Source organism: Desmonostoc vinosum (assembly GCF_059505385.1).
On the sequence record NZ_JCACKM010000026.1, the window covers coordinates 12,305 to 30,503 of the forward strand.

The window sequence follows — 18,199 nt, forward strand, 5'->3', positions numbered from 1 at the left end:
CCGCGCAAAGAAATAAACTGTAATTAGGACTTTTGCAAGAAGTCTAATAATTACGAATTACGTTAGCGCAGCGGTAGCGAGTCCTCGAGCGTCATTACGAATTACGAATTCCCAATAACTCAAAACTGCATTGATTGATTGACATATATTTCTACATTTTTACCTGCTGCTAAAAACCAAATGTTAGTACGTTGCATCATTTGGGAAATAGCTTGTTGGTTTCGTTGGGCAATTTGAGGAACTACGGTGTTCATACCACCTTCTAATAGTCCGGCCAAAATGTTACGTCTGGTGTTGCCGCTGGTAATGGTTGTACTGTTACCAACTGTGGTCACTTGGGAATCATTACGATTTAATATCTCTCCTACTTTACCAACAGCACCCAAAGCAAATAGCCCCACATCCATGCCAGTAATAGATCCTCCTTTGTTAGAAAATTGGTTTGCTATTAGAGGTCTACCTTGAGGTGCGCGAATAGTGATCGCGTTTTGTGGTAAGCTCTTTTCTGTGATATTGCCTTTATCTTGTATAACTAATTTGACCACATCTAACTGTAATAATCCCTGCTCAGAAATCGAACGAATTTCAGTTAAAAATTCGGTATTTGCAGGTAAAGCAACTTCACCATTTGTAGATTTTAAAGGTTCTTTTAAACGCACCACAAATACGTTTTTGGTTTCATCTTGCTCGCTATTATTACTACTTCTTAGCCTTGTAGTTTCTCCAAAGACGGCGGTCGCTAAAACAGCTTTGACACTACTTCCTACTGGTACAGATTTCGGGTTTTGCTGTTGTACTTGGCTGACTACAGGAGGTTGGGGTTGGGGTGGTTGTACGGGATTTTGTGACTGTGGGGGTGGTTGGATGTTATTTGGTGGTGCAGGGTTAGTGGCGACGACATTAGGTTTTTCGGTGACATTGACTTGACCATAACTACCCAACTTGGCTAGCTTTGACCATTCATCAAGTGGGTCTGGTTTGGGTGGTGGAGTTACTGGGGTGGGGCTGGCAACTGGTGGAGGTGATGCAGGTATGGATGCAACAGGCCGTTGTGGGGCTGGTACTGTCACTATCCGAACTGTTTGTGTGGGTGCTGGCGTTCTTTGTATTTCTGTTCTGACTCTGCTTCTAGATGCAACTGGTGATTCTATTCGTGAGGCTACGGTGGGTGATTTTGCGGTTCTGAGTTTTTGTTGTGCGGCTTTGACTACTTCTGCTTGTTCGCTGAGGGCTAATTTTGTTTTGAGGGTTTCTACTTCGGTTTCTAGCTGTTGGGTGCGAGATTCTGTTGGTTGCGATCGCACTTGGGGAACAACTATACTGGTTTTTGGCTTCTGATTAGTGCCACTCATCAATTGAGATAAAAATACGCCAGCCACCAAAACTATAGCTAGGGTACCGGCCCCTACTAAACCTAGCTTCGCGAAGGGGTTAGCTGAGAGGGGTTGCTGAGTTTTAGCTTCTGGGGGTTGAGAGATTGTGTACTCTGGGATATCGGCATCTTCTGATGGTTGGTTATCAAAGGAGGTGAGTTCTTCTTCAAAGCCGACTAATCTGGCCATGCGTGATTCCCAATCAGAAGAGTCTAACTCCTTTTGGCGATCGTCGGTAAGAGTAAACAGACGTTGGGCAGAATCCCCTGTAATTGAATATTGTGTCATGATATTACCTGGCAATAATTTTAAGAACAGTTTTTATCTTTAATGTCACATATATTGTAAATTTCTAGTCTAGACTCGCCGAGGCGATAAGCTACTGATTGTAACGAAAGAGCTGTATTTGGTAATGATGTAGCTGGTTCATTTATAGCTTGGACTACAATTTGTTTATTAAATTTAGCGGATTTTCCCAATTTATCAGCAGTACTAAAGGTTAATTGATTGGCAAGTATCTCCACTCTCCATTGACCATCGTTGATTTTTACAGGCTGAGAAATTTTTTGGATGACTAATACACTCTCGTTTCCTCTGGTGACATTTTCAAATTGGCTATCTGGATTTAAATTAGTAATTTCTGACTGAAACTTTTGCTGCACTTTATCAGCTATTAATTCTGAACTAATTGCCCAGACAGTTTTTGGTGGTTGTTGTTCTGACCAAGTTAGCATTAGGCTCATAGCGCCACCAACAAAACGGCGAATTGTTTCTGGTTCTCGTTCTAAATTTTGTTTAGGGTCTACTGTAATAGCACGACCATCAGCAAGTTGGACTAGGCTTTGAGGCGTGAGTTGCTGACCTAACTGCTGGATTAAATAATTGTTGAATACTAGTAACAGTAATGTGAATAAATTTAAGCCGAATGTGGCTACAGCTAATAATGGGAGGGAGTTATTTTTCTTATTTTCTGTTTTTAGTATTTGCATTGTGTTATCTTAAAAAGTTATCTGAATTTTTTCTACTCCCGCATTGTTTAGAATTATCTGGATTGGCGTTATTATATTCGTCTATCAAGCACAAATTCCGAATTTCGTATATTTCTAGCTTATCGGTGCGAATGCTGTAAATTGCTTTTTGAATATCTGTATTACTCGTTTGTGGGTTCGCAAAATAATCGATTGCACGCACAAGTAAATCTTTATTAAAAGGGGTGATGACTGTTCTATTTTCGGCTCGTTTTTTTTGTATGAGGTCAGCTACCATACCCACTCGCCATTTACCCGGTGTAATTTCTTGAGGGGGATAAACCCGCTTAATATTTAACTGCAATGACATAGCTTGGCTGGGGTTGCTAGAAAAAACTTCTGGTGGTGTGATTTCGGCGATTTGACCTAAAAAACCTTTACGAAAATCTTCCGATAAAGCAAAACTCGCCAGCCAACTGCTAGTACTAACTCTTTGGCTACCACCTTGAGATGTTCTAATTAAAATGCCTAAATCTGGTTTGGGGTTGGAAACTTCTTCAATAGTTCTGGCTGGGAGAGTTCCCGACCAATTAAACATTGATGTCATCGTCTTACTAACGAATTGCCGAATGGCTTCGGGTTCTCTGGCCAAATCATTAGTGGCTGCTAGGGATTTGCCATCTAGCATTTGCACAAAGTTGGGAGGTTTTCTCAGGCTGAGTTGGCGAATTCTCACACCTTGGAAGATAAATATAAGTAAGACTAGTATATGTAAACTGAAAGTTGCGATCGCAAATAGTGTCAAAACACTTGCTGTTCGTTTCCTTTTTTCTAATAGACGTACCATTTACTCATCTCCTGTGCGAAAACTTATATCCTCTCCTTCACCAATTCACTCGTATTACTAATAGCATTAAAAACTGCAAATCCTCCAGCCGCAGCCACAAGTAAAGATAAAACTGGTGCTAAAACTCCTAAAAAAATCATAAACCACATCAAATCAGGATCAACATTCACATCTTGTCCTGGGCCATTGACAATCACAGCGGCTGTCAAGACTGCAATAATATTAAATGAAAATTTAGAAATGCCAATAGATAAAAACCCAGTCAACCAGGCGAAAATTGGCTTACCAGCAACAGGTAGTAAAGAACCACCCACAGCCAAGGGCCCTAAAGCTGCTATCAACAACATGGTGGCTTCTATCAAATTCTGGAAAGCATATTGCAAGGAAACTAGAAAGTTTTTAATCCCTGTTTGGATAGTAGAACCTAACAAGGCATTAAATGAGGCTTCTGACACAGGGCCTGTGCCGTATGCAATGTAATTTACTTTACTTTCTAACCTATCTATCCAGGCTTTATTGCCATATAAATTGCGGTATTCTTGCCAAAGAATGGTGAGTTTATCGTTAGCTTTGACAAAACATTGAGTTTGCTGTTCACCGGTAAGAGACTGACAAGGACGCAGCAGAGAACCAGCGACTTCTTCGGCAACACTCATATTTAGTGCTTGCTGATAAACTTGTTCTGCATTTGCCGTTGATACTACTTGCTGGTTGACAGTATTGATCAAGTTTCGTACTCCCAATGTCAAGTTAGATAATATACTACCACTCCCGGTATTATTTAACAGAATGACTACAATAAAAGGCCAAATTAAAGCTGATATTGGACGACCATAATCGTTATATATCAAATCTTTGAGCCATTGTAGCATAAAAAACAACAGGGTTCCGACGGCAAAAAATACACCCAAACTTGTGAGCGCTCCATATAAATTATTAGTAGTATTATTTTGTAATAAATCTAGCCATTGATTGTCCCAACTTTCGGCAATACTGCGAGCAGTTATTGCACCACTACCGAGTACTTCGTCTATGTCTGTTTGGGCGAGGATTGGTGTCAGGAGATGCATTTTGTTTATATTAAAATTAGGTGAAATTTCACGCAGAGACGCCCCAGACGCAGAAAGGAGTTTTGAGTTTTTATAACAAAGTTTCTCTTCTTTCTCTCTTCCTCCGCGCCTCCGCGCCTCTGCGTGAGGTAAAAAATCCTTAATTTTCGTTAGTTTTCCCAAATAATTCTACTTGAGAAGTAGCTCGTAATAGTCTTGCAGCTTCTGTGGATGCGTCTACTCTGCGGGCGCGATTTGATTCTTCTACTTGTTGGGAAATGTTGGCTAAGTTTAAGTTAGAGTATTGGATAGATTGATTATTTTGTATTGTTTGAGCAAGTGTTTCTCCCACAATTTTTGCTTGTTCTTGTTGAATTTTAAGAATTTGTGCTTGATTGGTGTTGAGTAATTGTGATAAAAGCGCAGTGCCGGGATCAGCAGCAAGCTTAGCGTAATCAATAATAGGCAGTTTATCAAGCAATTCTTGACTTTTTTCTTCAGCTTCTTCCGCAAATCCGGCAATATTTCTCAATGCTATTTCTGTGTTTCTTAACTTCGCTTTTGTCCGAATTTGTCCAGCGTCACCCAAAGCACCTACCACAGCCCCACGGGTGATTAAACGGTTGATTTCGTTATTAACTAAATTGGCTCGCACTACTGAATTATTCTCAAACCTATCTGATATGCTATTGATAAATATATCGCTACGAACTCTCTGTCCAGCCGCGATAGGATCAGGTATATTCAACTCTCCAGAAGCACCGCTGATTGCACTTTGAGTTTGCGGTTCGACATTTTTTAATGTATCCCTAGCATTATTTCTCAAGTAATTTTGAAAGTCTAGAGAATATGATTGAAAATCAACCCAAACTTCACCAACTTGCGACGTATCACTAAATTGCGCCACTACTGGCAAGGCTGCCAGAGATATTAAAGCTAGAGTCAAAACAGTTGTTTTTCGCATATATTTATATGATATTTTTGGTCTTCTTTGCGCCTATGCATGTTAGAGAAGCGGGGCGTAGCCCGACAAAAAAAGTCAACTACTACGCAGCGAAGCTACTAGCTGACGCGCAAACGCCGAAATTGCCTCATATTTATCAGTGTAATTTTGCATTGCTTGTTGACGTGCGCTTTGTTCATTGGGGTTGTTAGCAACTGCTGCTAGTTGTTCATAACCTGGATAGTAACGACAAAATGTATATATGCCGTTATCATCCAATAACCATTGACTATAAACACCTTCTTTACGAGGAAAGAAGCTTTCAGAAGCATTACGAGAAATAATTTTGCGGGGATATTTTAAGATGTCTGCAAAACTATCGACTGCAACCGGTTGAATACGTCCTATCAAACGTGTTGTCAAGTTTTGTAAAATCTTTGATGCGGCTTTGGATCTAGCGATGGTGTCGGGGTCTTGGGCTGATAATATGACTCTAATACCTGCTTTAGCACCGTTAGCGCAGATTCTGCCAACTAAATCGGAGATTTGCTCAAATTCAAATAAAATCGGTGCTTCATCAATAAAGAATATCGAGGCTGGACTACTCAAGGCACGTCTTAAGGCTGCTGAATAAGCGCTTAAGGATAGTACGGCTGCATCTTCGCTGTCGGAGAGGTTTCTTAAAGCGAAAACTAAAAGTTGGGCATCGGTGGGAAAGCTAGATGGTGCTGAAATGGCTTGTCCAACGCGGCTGGAAAGCCAAAACCGCAGACGTAGTTGAATTTGGCTAAGGGCGTCTTCGACTCTCCCACTCAAGGAATTTAACTGTAAGTGTTCTGGTGAACAGAAGTAAAGGAAGTCTTTTAAGGTGGGGGTTTTTTGCCAAGCTGGAGTCCCAAACCCTCCAGCCATTGCTAGGCGATACCGTTCTTTGATACCCTCGTCTGCAAAGAAGGCTTCTAATGCTAAATTAAGAAGCGATCGCACTGTTTGCGCTAATAACTGGCTTTCTGTAGATGAGCCGAGAACCATTGTCAACAGGGCTGATTCTAAAAAGGCGATATAATCTAGGGTGCGATCGCGTTGTTGTTCTGGGTTAAGCGAACTCAAATCTGGCTGCTCAAATAGGTTATTCGATTGTTTGGATATATCAAAATATGCCCCGTTCCGCTCCATAAACTCTGTATAGTCGGTAAATGTAGACGTACCATCGGGCTTGGGAAAGTCCAACGCGACTACGGGTATGTCATAAGCTAAGGCTTGAGTTAAAATTCCTGATACCAATACCGATTTACCTGCACGAGTTGTGGCGAACAATGCTAAGTTTTTGTGTTGGTTAAACAAATCTATATGTATTGGTGTTCCCCCTTCTTCAGCGATTAACTCAAAGCCTTGTTTATCACCTGCTTTAGTCATCACTAAAGGCATTAACCCTGGTACTTCACTGGTTAAATATAGTTGACGACGGTTGAAGGGTTTTGCTAATAAACCCTCCCAAACTATGGGGAGAGTTTGTAACCAAATCTTCCAGGCGTATTCTGTTTCTCTAATTACTCGTGCTGGACGTTGAAAACAGTTTTCAATATATCTTGTTGCCTCATCTAATTTCTCGACGTTGGGACGATGTACTAATATCGCTATCCCTGTGTAAATTGGTACTGCACCTTCATATAGTTGCTCTTGTGCCGCTACTGATTTTCTTAACTTTAATTGAGCGTTGACATCAATAGTTTTACTCTTTTCTTGAGCCATGATTGTTGTCATGTTTGACTGTTTCAGCACTCGTTGTAGTGTCGTTTTTACTAATGCTGGATTAGCCGCTGTCAATTCACAAAATATTTCTGTATCTACTACTGTTTCTCTTGCTAAGAGTTCCCATAAATACCGCAATTGAGATGATTTATTTGGCCAACCACCGGGTTTTTCTAAAAATGTCAATGCCCCAATATAGCGATTATTTACATTCACCCAACGACGGTCTGCACAAGGTATGCTAGACTCCATTAATAAGGTTGTACTGTGGATGTTTTCTACCAATAATTTAGTACTGGATAAGTCGGAATAAGCTTGTTCGTGGAGTCCGTATTCATCTAAAGTAATTAGCTGGGGAATTTCTATTGGTTGTGTATCGTTAAATCTATTCCAGATGTTTTCCCAGAGTTCTTCTGCGGTTAAGGGTTTGACATCCAAACCCATTTTGTTAGATAAAAGTTGTTCCCAACGCGAAAAGCCTTGTTGATATGCGTTGGTAATTATCGCTTCGACGCGCTGGTTTTCTACTTCTGAAAGATCGCCTTTGAATTTTAACCACCACAATTCAGCTTTAGCTAAAAGCTTTTCTACCCAATCATCGGCATTTGTTGTATTGATTTCAAAAGTGTAGGTTGCATAAATGCGGAGAAATTTAGGCTTGCGAATTCCAGATGCAGTCATTTCTTTGACTCGCGCCCGTTCTGCCATCAACAAATATTTGATGTCTCTTGATGGTGTTTTTTTTAATAACGATGTTAGTTCTTGTTGTCGATGTCTATCTGAACTAAATGATCCCAAGTGCAAGGTCATTCTTTCACCACTGGGGATATCTTTTAAGCCAGCTTCCAAATTATTGAAGATAGTATCGATTTGTTCTGGGCGTAAGGTGGTGTGAATACCTTTACATTCAAAACCAAAAACAAAGCAAAACCTATCTTTTTGGGTTCCTTTGGTTAAAAGGTACGCGCCAATATCACGTCCATTCAAACAGACGCGTAACATTGTCGCCAAATGTAAAGCATCTTCAAATGGTGTTAATCTAGTTTCATTTCCGGCGACGTTGACGCTTTGTTTTCCGATTTTTTGCTTCATGGCTAATTTCGAGCAAACTACGATAACGAGCAAAGCCTCTTGTCCAGGCGGGAACACCAATAAATTTGCTTAAAAAACTCCAACTCCTACCACCTGTTAATATCCACCAAGTCCCCATTCCCCAACCAGCAATTAATATAGTCCACAACCACTTTTGAAATTCATCTTGGAAAAGACCACCAAAAATTCCATTGATGATAAAGTAAGAAGTTAGACAAATTACCGTCCAAGGAAGGACTTGATCAGCAGGGATTGGCCCTAATGAAGGTTGGCTTCCCAAAATTTGGTTAACTGGACGAAATTCTTGTTCGCGCTCTTGAGACATTTCTACTATCTTAATTACCTGGGCCGATGACAAAGCCTGTAAGGATGTCAGCAACTGTGACAGCTACAACAACTAATAAAGGAGTTCTGGCAACACTTTGCCAATCTTCATCTTTACGAACTGCGTTAATCACGCCAATCAAGGAAACGGCAATATAGAGTAAATAAAGTGCGCGTAAGACATTGAATACTAAACTAACTGCTGCTTGGCTATTGGAGTTTGTTGTTGCACCTTGGGTTAAGGTGTTTTTGAAAAAATCTTCGGCTTTCTTAAAAAATTGCGCTTGGGCGGGCGCTGCAAAATAGTCTAACCAAAATAAACTGAGAATGACGACTACTGCTAAAATTTGTAATAACAAAAGCGATCGCTTCGGTAAATTCACTTGCTGACCAATTCGCTGTATAGTGACTGCGATTAAACTGCCTAAAAGTAAACAAAAAACTAAGATAGGACTCCCCAAGCTAATCACGCTGACAAAAACAGCGCAGGCAAGTAAAAAAGGCACAGACTCAACTAGTCTGGTAAAGCAGGATTTTAGCACTAACCGCAGAGCATGAGATTTTTGTGCAGCACTATCATTTAAAGGTTTGAAAAAGGTTCTCTGGTGAGAACTTTGTCTAAGCATTGCTAATTTCCCTAGTGTGTATTATAATTATTGATTTTCATAATATTACAGCCATTACAATCTAACATGAATTAACATTGATTTTTGATTAAATTATGAAGTTGCAGTAAAATAGTTTATACATAACTATTAATATTAAGCTAAGTTAAAACAATATTAATGCTTGTTTAATGAACATAGTTTTAGTGGGGAATGGGGAACTCGGGGCCCCGCTCCCGGAGGAAGTGGTTGATGAGGACGCGGAGACGTTTGGACGCGGGGACGCGGAGAGTCCCCATAACTAAAGCTAGGGGATTCAAGCAAGGAAAACGTTTTTTGCCTCCACGACTCGCATTCGGGGGCTTTTGACCAGTGCTTCGACCTTGAGAAGGGTCGCGCTCCGCGTCTTTCCTTCCCCGCGTCTTTGCGTCTTCTTGGGAATTGGAAAATCTTACTGAGTTTTCCCTTAAGGGGAAGCAAGCTATGCGTAGCGTCTCCAACAGGAGAAGTTGAAGTATGGGAGTTTATTTTTTCCAGGGGAGTTTAGTACCCATTTCGGTGAAAGCTGAGAAGAATAGATAGAGGATCATCAACCCAGCAGCCGCGAAAAAAGTTAGTAAATCGTTGTCCATCAGCTTTGTTAATAAACTGCTCATTTTAAAGTCCGCGATGTTCGCCACATTATCAAACCGGAGTGTCCCTACGCAACAAACGGGCACTATTGACCTACTAAATGCGTCAACTATTCTACTGTGAGTGTCTGCTTCAGTTTTTTGGAGGCAGCGATTTTGATGTTCGGCATTGAGTGCAAGACTACCAATTCACTGATTCTCTAGTAAGCATAAATTTCTGTAGACTATATGACATTTAGTTTCCATCACAACAATATGGGATGGCGAGCGCGGGTAGCTCATGCATTATTCAAGCCTTTAGATTGGCAGCGATGGCTTAAGCATTCCCTCCCAGTCCTTTTTTTGATATCATTTTTAACGGTACTTTTAGTAAATAGTTTTACTCCTGCGATCGCACAACTACCCCGCCAAGAAATTCGGGGAGTGTGGATGACTAATAATGATTTTGACACCCTCAAAGATCGCGCCAAAGTCCAAGACGCCGTTAAAAAGTTGCGGCAGTTGAACTTCAATACCATCTATCCTGTGGTGTGGAATTCTGGGTATGTGATGTATCCCAGCGCGGTGGCAAAACGCGCAGGCATCCAACCCTTTGTCTTGCGAGGCTCAGATGGACATGATATTCTTGCAGACTTGATTAATAAAGCCCATCGTCAAAATTTACTAGCGATTCCCTGGTTTGAGTTCGGTTTTATGGCCCCCCCAACTTCAGAACTCGCACTCAATCATCCGAATTGGTTCACACAAAAGCGCGATGGTAGCCAAACATCAATCAGTGCGGCGGGTGAGGTGATGTGGCTTAATCCTTTCCATCCGCAAGTGCAGCAGTTTATTAGCAGTCTCGTGCTAGAAATCGTCAGTCAATATGATGTTGATGGGATTCAGTTCGATGACCACATGAGTTTACCCCATGAATTTGGCTACGATCAATATACGGTAGCCCTGTACACTCAAGAAATGAAGAAGAATCCTCCAACCAATCCTCAAGATCCAGAATGGGTAAGTTGGCGGGCAGATAAAATCACACAGTTCATGGTACAACTAAATGAAATTGTAAAAGCTAGAAAACCCCAAGCAATTTTCTCGGTTTCCCCTAACTACTACAACTTTGCTTACAAATTTCAACTGCAAGACTGGCTCTCTTGGTTACGCCAAGGTATTGTAGATGAGTTGATTGTGCAAGTTTATCGGCCAAATCTGCAAAGCTTTATCGACAAGATTACCCGTCCAGAAATGCAAGAAGCACAGCAAATCATCCCTACCGGCGTTGGGATTATGGCGGGGTTACGCAACAACCCAGCGCCAATGAAACAAATCAGATCACAAGTACGAGCTGCTCAAGAACGAGGTTTAGGGGTAGCCTTCTTTTACTACAGCAGCCTTTGGAACTATGCCCCAGAACCCGTAGCAGAAAGGCAAGCTACATTACAAACCTTCTTTCCATCTCCCTTATTCCGTGCCAGAGCAGAATTAGGGGCTGGGGACTAGGGGACTAGGGAAAAATATGAATTCTAATGTAGAGACATGCCATGGCACGTCTCTACAAATTTTTACGAATTATATCATGTTTGTTTGAAGACTTATCATTAGGGCTGACGCAAAGACGGCGCTGCGGGAGGGTTTCCCTCCGCAGGCGACTGCGTTAGCAAGGAACGAGGAACTGTGCTGTGTCTTCCTTGCGGCATTGGCTTTTATGTAATTTGACCATCAATATATTCGCTAGCAGGTTTCGTTTCTGGTAATTGCGGAAATTCTTCTAAAGTTAGAGTTTTAAACGGTAGTTTTACTATTTTAAGGATACTTCAAATACTGCTATAGCAGCTTTATTTTATATTTTACAGTGATTTCAATTCTCTTAAAATGTGTAAGAGGTTGGAGTTAGCAAGAACTTTCTCAGCAGATGCAAAAAAGTTACTGGGATTGACTAAACCTTGTTGACTATAAACACTGGCTTGTAAACTCATCTCCAAGCGGTCAATTTGACGTACAAAGCTAGCTTCTGGTGAAATTCCTATTTCATATTCTTCCCATAATGCTAAGTAAGTTGAACCACTAGATAGTTTTGATAAAACTTGATTTACAGATAGGCGTTCGAGATGCTGTTTTTCTAATGCCTCTACCTTATCTAAAGGTGTAATATCTCCTGCATGAATTTCTCCTAAGTCATGTAACAATGCCATGCAAATTACTTTATATTTATCTAATTCAGGAAAATAAGTATCTGCTAAAAATAGTGCCAATAAAGTAACACAAAATGAATGTTCAGCTACACTTTCGCAATATTGAGACGAAACACCATGCTGTAACCAACCCTGACGATAAAGTTGTTTGAGATGATTAAATTCAAAGTATGCTTCAACAATAGCTGATACTTCTTTATTTTTAAGAAGATTATGAGGAAAAGGTGCTTTGGTTTGCATATTTACCTACCTATATTTGACTGGCAATTTCAACTAAAATACCGTCTAAATCTCTGACATATCCAACCGACTGTCCCCAAGGCTTTTGTTTCGGTGCAGTTTCTAAGGTTGCACCTGATTCGATAGCATGATTAAAGGCTGTATCTACATCATCAGTTGTAAAAGCAATTTCTACTCCAGCAGGCAAATGAGATAAATTATTTTCTTGAAATCCGTTAGCAAGATTTGATTTAGCAAGTTCACTAGCAGCAAATGCTAACGTTGTCGAACCTGTCTCCATTTCGGCATATTGCTCACTCTCATGAATAAACCGCTGTTTCAAGCCAAAAGCTTTTTCGTAAAAAGCAACCGACTGTACAACATCTCTAACATAAAGAATGGTATGTGAGAACTTCATCATTTTTGTATCGTCAAAACAACTGAGGTCAGACTAGTACATTTGCCCTAATTGGTCAAGGCTAAATTTCATATTTCTCTTTCTGCTGTCGGAGATGCTAACGCGTAGCTTGCTTAAGCGCAGGGGTACAGCTACGCTCACTAACTATAACTTTTCCTTTGTTCTTACCCAGTCCCCAATCCGCTGTTATGGTAGTTCTACACCCACTTTCAGATTTTATTGACTGTGATTTTGCGGTTAGTGATTCGTATCCTAGCTATTACTATCAAGGGCATTGTCCTCAAAGTGGAGAACTGCTGAGACTACCGCGCACCTCTTTGGCGGAAGCGATCGCCGACAAATTCATGCAACAATTAGCCCAAGATGACCTTTACGCGCGTGAAGGCAAGATGTATGGGGTACTACTTGTCAAACTGTCCAACGGCGAACAACGGTTATTAAAAGCCTTCTCCGGTTTGTTGAATGGTTGCAGTGTGATTGAGGGTTGGGTGCCGCCAATTCCAGGGAGAGAACAAGTGGCATTAGAAGAAGCCCGTACTTTGGCTGAACTAGATATAATCAAACAGGAACTCATTACCCTCAAGCAACTTCCACAACGACAGCAGTATGAAAATTTGTGTCGTAAGTTTGAGCAGCAGTTGCAACAAATGAGCGATCGCCATCACAATTGCAAACATCAACGTCACGAACAACGCCAGCAAATCTGCAAAACTTTGACTGGTGCAGCACTCACTATTGCTCTGGAACAACTCGATGGAGCCAGTCGTCAGCAAGGAATTGAGCGGCGGCAATTCAAACGCCAACGTGATGAAGCATTACAGCCACTCAGACAGTTAATTACAGTAGCAGATGCACGGATTAGTGAACTCAAACAACGACGTAAAACACTGTCTCGTCAACTTCAGACTCAGATGCACGCCGTTTACTCACTCACGAATTTTTTAGGGCAATCTTTATCATTACAGCAATTGATGCCAGAAGGCTTACCCACTGGTACAGGAGATTGCTGTGCCCCAAAATTGCTTCACTATGCAGCAACCCACGGTTTAAAACCATTGGCAATGGCAGAATTTTGGTGGGGAACATCGAACCAAGATAAAATCCCAGGAGAATTTTACGGCGCGTGTGCAGAACGCTGTCAGCCATTGATGGGATTTTTGCTCTCGGGATTGCGTCGAAAACAGGACGCGGGAACGCGGGGATGCAGGGACATAGAAAATTCTTTCTTTGCGTCACCGCGTCTCCCCCTCTCCGTGTCCTCCCCACTACCTATTCTCTATGAAGACGAATGGCTAATTGCTGTAAACAAACCCGCAGGACTACTTTCGGTACCTGGACGTTATCGCGAAACTCAAGATAGTGTCTTAAGTCGCTTGCGTCATCTGTTAGCCGATGGTGTCGATTTGATGGCTGTGCATCGCTTAGATCAAGAAACTTCTGGTATTTTACTGCTAGCACGCGATCGCCAAACCTATCGACAACTGAGTCAACAGTTTCAGCAGCGACAAGTTCACAAGGTTTATGAAGCCATACTTTCGGGTTCAGTCAGCACAAACCAAGGTATGATTGAATTGCCATTGTGGGGAGATCCGCAAAATCGCCCCTATCAACAAGTTAACTGGCAGTATGGTAAACCCAGCTTGACTAGCTTCCAAGTGATAGCAACAGCAGGCGAATACACCCGCGTAGAATTTATAGCATTGACAGGACGCACCCATCAATTGCGGGTTCATGCTGCCGACTCGCAAGGACTAGGAGTAACTATTTTAGGCGATCGCCTTTATGGATGCGGTAAAATTGCAAAGCGGTTACATCTGCACGCTAGAGAGCTTGCTTTTCAACATCCACTGTTAGGAAAAAACGTGCATTTACATGCAATCACACCTTTTTAAAATTGTTGCGTTACTTCTAAATAAATATGTTCTAAACGCACAGGCTGACGGGCAATTGAATCTATATTTATGCCTTCAAACAGTGAAATAATTTCTTTGAGTTCCAGAGGTTCGGGTAGCCAGAAAGCCAATTCATTACCATAACGTCGAGGTGTAAAATTGTGTTGTTTGGCGCAGGCGATCGCTTCTTTTTCCTGTGTAGTTTGCACCACCACGATTTCTGATGCTGGAATCAAAGCGCGTAACTCATTTAAACTACCTTCAGCTAAAATTCGACCATTTTTTAAAATTCCAATTTTCTGACAAAGACGCTCAGCTTCATCTAATAAATGAGTGGTTAGTAAAATCGTAATTCCCTGATTTTTGAGTTGCCGAATCAACTCCCAAATTTCGTATCGCGCTTCAATATCTAACCCTGTAGTTGGTTCATCTAAAATGACTAACTTTGGCTGATGTACCAAAGCCACAGCAATATTCAACCGTCGCTGCATTCCGCCGCTGAGGGTTTCTACCGGGCTTTTTGCTCTGTCTAATAAGCCTACAGCCGTCAAAATTTCTGTTATCTGTTTCTGGCGTGTTTCTCGGTTTAAGCCGTAAATCTTGGCAAAAAAATTAAGATTCTCCTCACAAGTCAAAGTTTTGTAGAGTAAACTTTCTTGAGGTGCAATGCCAATTATTTTTTTTGTTGCTGCGGAAATAGGTTGATGATTAATTGTAATCTGACCATTATCAGCTTTAAGTAAATCACAAATAATATTAATTGTAGTTGTTTTCCCGGCTCCATTCGCACCGAGGAGACCGTAAATTTCTCCTGATTCAATACGCAAGTTCAAATTTTGGAGAACTTTTATTTGTCCATAGGATTTGGTTAAATTTTCAATTACTAACATATAGTTTTTTATTGAAAAAACAAGTTTTAAAAGTGATTAGAAATCGCGGCTACACAAACAAAACCCGCCTCCGTGGGTTTGAAAGACTTAGTTTTTAGTTAGTCTGCGTAGGCGGACTACCCTTCTTTTGTCGGAGACGCTGCGTGAACGGGAAGGCTTCGCCTACACCTGTGTGCTAGCGAATTATATTCGCCTAAATTTTTCTTGAGTTTTGGTTCTTCATCTATTCTGACTAAATTTATTGGTATCAACATTTTAGTTAAGTTACATTTATATTTTCACGCAGAGGCGCAGAGACGCAGAGAGTAACGAGAGATTTTCCACTCAGATCACAGTACAGTTTAGTTAACCGGAATAGGCCTCTTCCAGCATCATATATGATGTAGCCATAGGTGGAAAAACTGAGGTAATGACTATTTATGCTTTTAAAGCTACTGGGTGAGGAGTACCGATACGTCACTCATTATTTTTAGGTTTGCGTATAATTGCTAACAATTGTAGCAAATATGATGTTAGATCAGATAATATTACGACTGAATCGCTCATGCTAACTGGTAGTGTTCATTACCTCAAATGTAAAGAGGATGTTTCCAACTGTGAGATGGTACAAGCTTTGGCGGGGTTGAGTAGTGGTTAAGGATGTAGATAAGTGATCATTGTTACTTTCTATTCCTGTTCTGATATTGTTTGAAGTTTAAGTAAGCAAAAGTTGTTATGGTGACAAGTTCTCAAGTTGCATTACAGGTTGTTCAACAGGCGATCGCTTCCTTGGCTATTTGGGCCGATTTTACTCATCCTCCTCTAGATCAAGAGTATCCAGAAGTCACCAAAGCCAAAGAAATATTAGGCTGGAATAAAAATTCAAAAATAGGAGTATTGCGTTCACTGTTTGATAGCGTAAAACTTGATGAAACTAGCAAGCTAAAATCAGAGGCACATTATCATCAGCTTAAAACAATTAAAAACGATCAGGAAAAATATCCTCAAATTTATTATCTGCTAGATTTAGCTTCTGTTGAAAAACAACTATCAGATTTTAAAGCAGAAATTACCACAGACATATTACCTAATATCAATAATAACTGGGAAAACTTTTCTTTACTGATGCTGATTCTAGAAAAAGTTGGCTCATGTCTCAGCTTTGGTGAATCTGATGTAGCTTTGGTAGATATAGCAAAAACTACTGCTGCTATTGCTGCTAGTATTGCTGGCAATCAAAATCAAAGTGAGTTAAGTTTGATAGTAGGTGATTTGTCAGGAATTCAAAAGTTTATATATACGATATCTTCTGATGGGGCGCTCAAATCACTACGGGCACGGAGCTTTTATTTAGAGTTAGTGACAGAAGAAATAGTACAACAATTATTAACTAGATTAAATCTTCCTCGCACTAATATAATTTATGCTGGTGGTGGCAATTTATATATTTTAGCAGATGGAACAGAAACAACTAAAAAGATTGTAGAGCAAGTACGTCAGCAATTTAATAAATGGCTTTTGGATGAATTTCAAGGTAAAGTTTTTCTCGCTCTTGATTGTTTTAAATTTCCTCTAGCTGATATTGCAACTGCAAAAATTGCCGATCATTGGTCAAATGCAACTACTCAGCTATCTGTACACAAATCTCGTAAGTTTGCTAATCAGATTAACGACTTCATTCAACAGCGCGATAGTCATGAACCATGTCGTGTTTGTTATCGTGATGATGTAGAAAATTCAAAACTAAAACCCCTGAATTCTAAAGAGCCAGATTCGGTTTTAGCTTGTGCCAGTTGTCGTAATATGTTTAATTTAGGAGGGCGGTTATTTGGAGTAGAAGCAATTGTGCGATCGCCTAGAGAAAACATTACAGGTGCATCACATACACTTTCATTTAAACTCCCGCCTGTTGGCGAATTTTCTGCTGTAAATATTCATTACCATTTATTCAAAAACTGGAAACAAATAGGTAAGGATTCTGATACAGTTTTGTTAGTAAATGATTGGACGTTAGACCACTATCAATTTAAGCATTTTCGTAATGCTCTACCTTTATTGTTGGGTAATTATGGTCGTCAGAGTCAAGAGCAATCTGAGGACACAGAAGAACCTGTAGGCTTTATGCGTGCTGAGGAAATGGCGCGGAAGGCTAAAGGTATTGAGAGAGTTGGTTATTTAAGAATGGATGTAGATCGGTTAGGACAAATATTTGCTAAAGGTTTGGGTGCTAACCAAACTTTACCCAGACTCGCTGGACTTTCCCGGCAGATGAGCTATTTTTTCAAAGTTCATCTCAATAGTTTAGCAGAAGTAAGAAACGCAAATATTCCTAACACTATTAAACAACTAACACCAAATGATCAACGTCTAGATCTATTATTTATCTACGCTGGAGGTGATGATTTATTTGTTAGTGGAGCTTGGAATCAAATCGTAGAATTTGCCTTTGACGTTTATCAATGTTTCCGCGCTTATACAGGCAATAACCCAGATATTACACTATCAGGCGGAATCAGTATTGATGATGCTAAATTTCCCTTATATCAAGCTGCAAAAGCATCAGGAGACGCTGAAGAAGCAGCTAAAGCAAATGGTAGAGATAGTTTAGGGCTATTCGCTCAAGTTTTCAAATGGGATGAATGGCTGGGAATACAAAATCTCAGCATAATTGATTCTGAAGTCAAACAATATTTGCATTCAGAAGCACAACCAAAACTATTAGGTATCCTACCATTTGTAGAGAGATTAGAACAGCAAGATATTGGAGTTAATTATTCTCGAAATTTTGTGCATAACCTGTTGATAACTGCACAAATACAAGAGCAGGCACTAGAAAAATTTAAAGATAGTAAATCAGAGGAGGCTTTAGGAACTCGCTATTACTTGCATCTACCAAAGATTGCTTATACTTTAGCGAGATTACCCAACAAAATACTAGATGATGTTGCTTTTCGTAAGTCTTTGAAAAGTCCGTATAATGCACCGTATTTTCGGGCGATCGCTACTTGGATTGAATTATTAAACCGCATATCATAA

15 protein-coding genes and 1 pseudogene are annotated in these 18,199 nt (G+C 40.4%); 3 read left to right on the forward strand and 13 right to left on the reverse strand.

Annotated features, from left to right (window positions below):
* Positions 1–119 precede the first annotated feature (119 nt).
* From AC5JMF_RS03305 to AC5JMF_RS03345, 9 genes are all read right to left on the reverse strand, one after another.
* A complete protein-coding gene (locus AC5JMF_RS03305; RefSeq protein ID WP_495794295.1) occupies positions 120–1,661 on the reverse strand; it encodes a TrbI/VirB10 family protein in 1,542 nt (513 codons plus the stop codon).
* A 20-nt stretch (positions 1,662–1,681) separates the two neighbouring features.
* Positions 1,682–2,362 carry a hypothetical protein gene (locus tag AC5JMF_RS03310; protein ID WP_495794296.1) on the reverse strand — a complete coding sequence of 227 codons (681 nt, stop codon included), beginning with the start codon at positions 2,360–2,362 and terminating at the stop codon, positions 1,682–1,684.
* Between the two features lie 4 nt (positions 2,363–2,366).
* Positions 2,367–3,188, reverse strand: a complete 822-nt coding sequence (locus tag AC5JMF_RS03315; RefSeq protein ID WP_495794297.1) for a hypothetical protein — start codon at positions 3,186–3,188, stop codon at positions 2,367–2,369.
* A gap of 23 nt (positions 3,189–3,211) precedes the next feature.
* On the reverse strand, positions 3,212–4,258 hold the full coding sequence (locus AC5JMF_RS03320; RefSeq protein WP_495794298.1) for a hypothetical protein: 1,047 nt from the start codon (positions 4,256–4,258) through the stop codon (positions 3,212–3,214).
* 139 nt (positions 4,259–4,397) lie between these two features.
* Positions 4,398–5,201, reverse strand: a complete 804-nt coding sequence (locus tag AC5JMF_RS03325) for a hypothetical protein (RefSeq protein ID WP_495794299.1) — start codon at positions 5,199–5,201, stop codon at positions 4,398–4,400.
* A 75-nt stretch (positions 5,202–5,276) separates the two neighbouring features.
* Complete coding sequence (locus AC5JMF_RS03330) at positions 5,277–8,024, reverse strand: putative type IV secretion/conjugal transfer ATPase (protein WP_495794300.1); 2,748 nt, start codon at positions 8,022–8,024, stop codon at positions 5,277–5,279.
* Positions 7,978–8,349 carry a hypothetical protein gene (locus AC5JMF_RS03335; protein WP_495794301.1) on the reverse strand — a complete coding sequence of 124 codons (372 nt, stop codon included), beginning with the start codon at positions 8,347–8,349 and terminating at the stop codon, positions 7,978–7,980. Before AC5JMF_RS03335 ends, AC5JMF_RS03330 begins: the two co-directional genes overlap by 47 nt.
* Positions 8,350–8,359: 10 nt before the next feature.
* Entirely contained in the window at positions 8,360–8,974 is a 615-nt protein-coding gene (locus AC5JMF_RS03340) for a hypothetical protein (RefSeq protein ID WP_495794302.1), read from the reverse strand.
* A 503-nt stretch (positions 8,975–9,477) separates the two neighbouring features.
* Positions 9,478–9,609 (reverse strand): hypothetical protein, encoded by a 132-nt coding sequence (locus AC5JMF_RS03345; protein ID WP_495794303.1) that lies wholly within the window; start codon positions 9,607–9,609, stop codon positions 9,478–9,480.
* A gap of 231 nt (positions 9,610–9,840) precedes the next feature.
* Here AC5JMF_RS03345 and AC5JMF_RS03350 point away from each other — a divergent pair, with 231 nt between their 5' ends.
* The gene (locus tag AC5JMF_RS03350; protein WP_495794336.1) at positions 9,841–11,073 is read left to right on the forward strand and encodes a family 10 glycosylhydrolase; all 1,233 of its coding nucleotides are present in this window, start codon (positions 9,841–9,843) and stop codon (positions 11,071–11,073) included.
* Positions 11,074–11,279: 206 nt separating this feature from the next.
* Here AC5JMF_RS03350 and AC5JMF_RS03355 read toward each other — a convergent pair.
* The 3 genes and pseudogenes from AC5JMF_RS03355 to AC5JMF_RS03365 all read right to left on the reverse strand — a co-directional run.
* Positions 11,280–11,375: pseudogene (locus tag AC5JMF_RS03355) on the reverse strand (Uma2 family endonuclease); the annotation flags it as partial.
* A gap of 45 nt (positions 11,376–11,420) precedes the next feature.
* Positions 11,421–12,005, reverse strand: coding sequence for an HD domain-containing protein (locus tag AC5JMF_RS03360; RefSeq protein ID WP_495794304.1), 585 nt, complete (start codon positions 12,003–12,005; stop codon positions 11,421–11,423).
* Between the two features lie 10 nt (positions 12,006–12,015).
* Positions 12,016–12,405 carry a VOC family protein gene (locus tag AC5JMF_RS03365; RefSeq protein ID WP_495794305.1) on the reverse strand — a complete coding sequence of 130 codons (390 nt, stop codon included), beginning with the start codon at positions 12,403–12,405 and terminating at the stop codon, positions 12,016–12,018.
* A gap of 185 nt (positions 12,406–12,590) precedes the next feature.
* On the opposite strand from AC5JMF_RS03365, the gene AC5JMF_RS03370 reads away from it, so the two are divergent.
* Positions 12,591–14,294, forward strand: a complete 1,704-nt coding sequence (locus AC5JMF_RS03370; protein WP_495794306.1) for an RluA family pseudouridine synthase — start codon at positions 12,591–12,593, stop codon at positions 14,292–14,294.
* On the opposite strand, the gene AC5JMF_RS03375 is transcribed toward AC5JMF_RS03370, so the two are convergent.
* The gene (locus AC5JMF_RS03375) at positions 14,291–15,184 is read right to left on the reverse strand and encodes an ABC transporter ATP-binding protein (RefSeq protein ID WP_495794307.1); all 894 of its coding nucleotides are present in this window, start codon (positions 15,182–15,184) and stop codon (positions 14,291–14,293) included. The genes AC5JMF_RS03370 and AC5JMF_RS03375 overlap by 4 nt on opposite strands.
* A 714-nt stretch (positions 15,185–15,898) precedes the next feature.
* Between AC5JMF_RS03375 and cas10 the strand changes: the two genes are divergently transcribed.
* On the forward strand, positions 15,899–18,199 hold the full coding sequence (cas10, locus tag AC5JMF_RS03380; protein WP_495794308.1) for a type III-A CRISPR-associated protein Cas10/Csm1: 2,301 nt from the start codon (positions 15,899–15,901) through the stop codon (positions 18,197–18,199).

What these genes read in the sequence shown, in the direction of transcription:
- AC5JMF_RS03335 (WP_495794301.1), bottom strand. Translation starts at nt 8,349, where the DNA reads ATGTCTCAAGAGCGCGAACAAGAATTTCGTCCAGTTAACCAAATTTTG.
- AC5JMF_RS03365 (WP_495794305.1), bottom strand. Translation starts at nt 12,405, where the DNA reads ATGATGAAGTTCTCACATACCATTCTTTATGTTAGAGATGTTGTACAG.
- AC5JMF_RS03360 (WP_495794304.1), bottom strand. Translation starts at nt 12,005, where the DNA reads ATGCAAACCAAAGCACCTTTTCCTCATAATCTTCTTAAAAATAAAGAA.
- AC5JMF_RS03320 (WP_495794298.1), bottom strand. Translation starts at nt 4,258, where the DNA reads ATGCATCTCCTGACACCAATCCTCGCCCAAACAGACATAGACGAAGTA.
- AC5JMF_RS03315 (WP_495794297.1), bottom strand. Translation starts at nt 3,188, where the DNA reads ATGGTACGTCTATTAGAAAAAAGGAAACGAACAGCAAGTGTTTTGACA.
- AC5JMF_RS03370 (WP_495794306.1), top strand. Translation starts at nt 12,591, where the DNA reads ATGGTAGTTCTACACCCACTTTCAGATTTTATTGACTGTGATTTTGCG.
- AC5JMF_RS03340 (WP_495794302.1), bottom strand. Translation starts at nt 8,974, where the DNA reads ATGCTTAGACAAAGTTCTCACCAGAGAACCTTTTTCAAACCTTTAAAT.
- AC5JMF_RS03325 (WP_495794299.1), bottom strand. Translation starts at nt 5,201, where the DNA reads ATGCGAAAAACAACTGTTTTGACTCTAGCTTTAATATCTCTGGCAGCC.
- AC5JMF_RS03345 (WP_495794303.1), bottom strand. Translation starts at nt 9,609, where the DNA reads ATGAGCAGTTTATTAACAAAGCTGATGGACAACGATTTACTAACTTTT.
- AC5JMF_RS03350 (WP_495794336.1), top strand. Translation starts at nt 9,841, where the DNA reads ATGGGATGGCGAGCGCGGGTAGCTCATGCATTATTCAAGCCTTTAGAT.
- AC5JMF_RS03375 (WP_495794307.1), bottom strand. Translation starts at nt 15,184, where the DNA reads ATGTTAGTAATTGAAAATTTAACCAAATCCTATGGACAAATAAAAGTT.
- AC5JMF_RS03330 (WP_495794300.1), bottom strand. Translation starts at nt 8,024, where the DNA reads ATGAAGCAAAAAATCGGAAAACAAAGCGTCAACGTCGCCGGAAATGAA.
- AC5JMF_RS03305 (WP_495794295.1), bottom strand. Translation starts at nt 1,661, where the DNA reads ATGACACAATATTCAATTACAGGGGATTCTGCCCAACGTCTGTTTACT.
- AC5JMF_RS03310 (WP_495794296.1), bottom strand. Translation starts at nt 2,362, where the DNA reads ATGCAAATACTAAAAACAGAAAATAAGAAAAATAACTCCCTCCCATTA.
- cas10 (WP_495794308.1), top strand. Translation starts at nt 15,899, where the DNA reads ATGGTGACAAGTTCTCAAGTTGCATTACAGGTTGTTCAACAGGCGATC.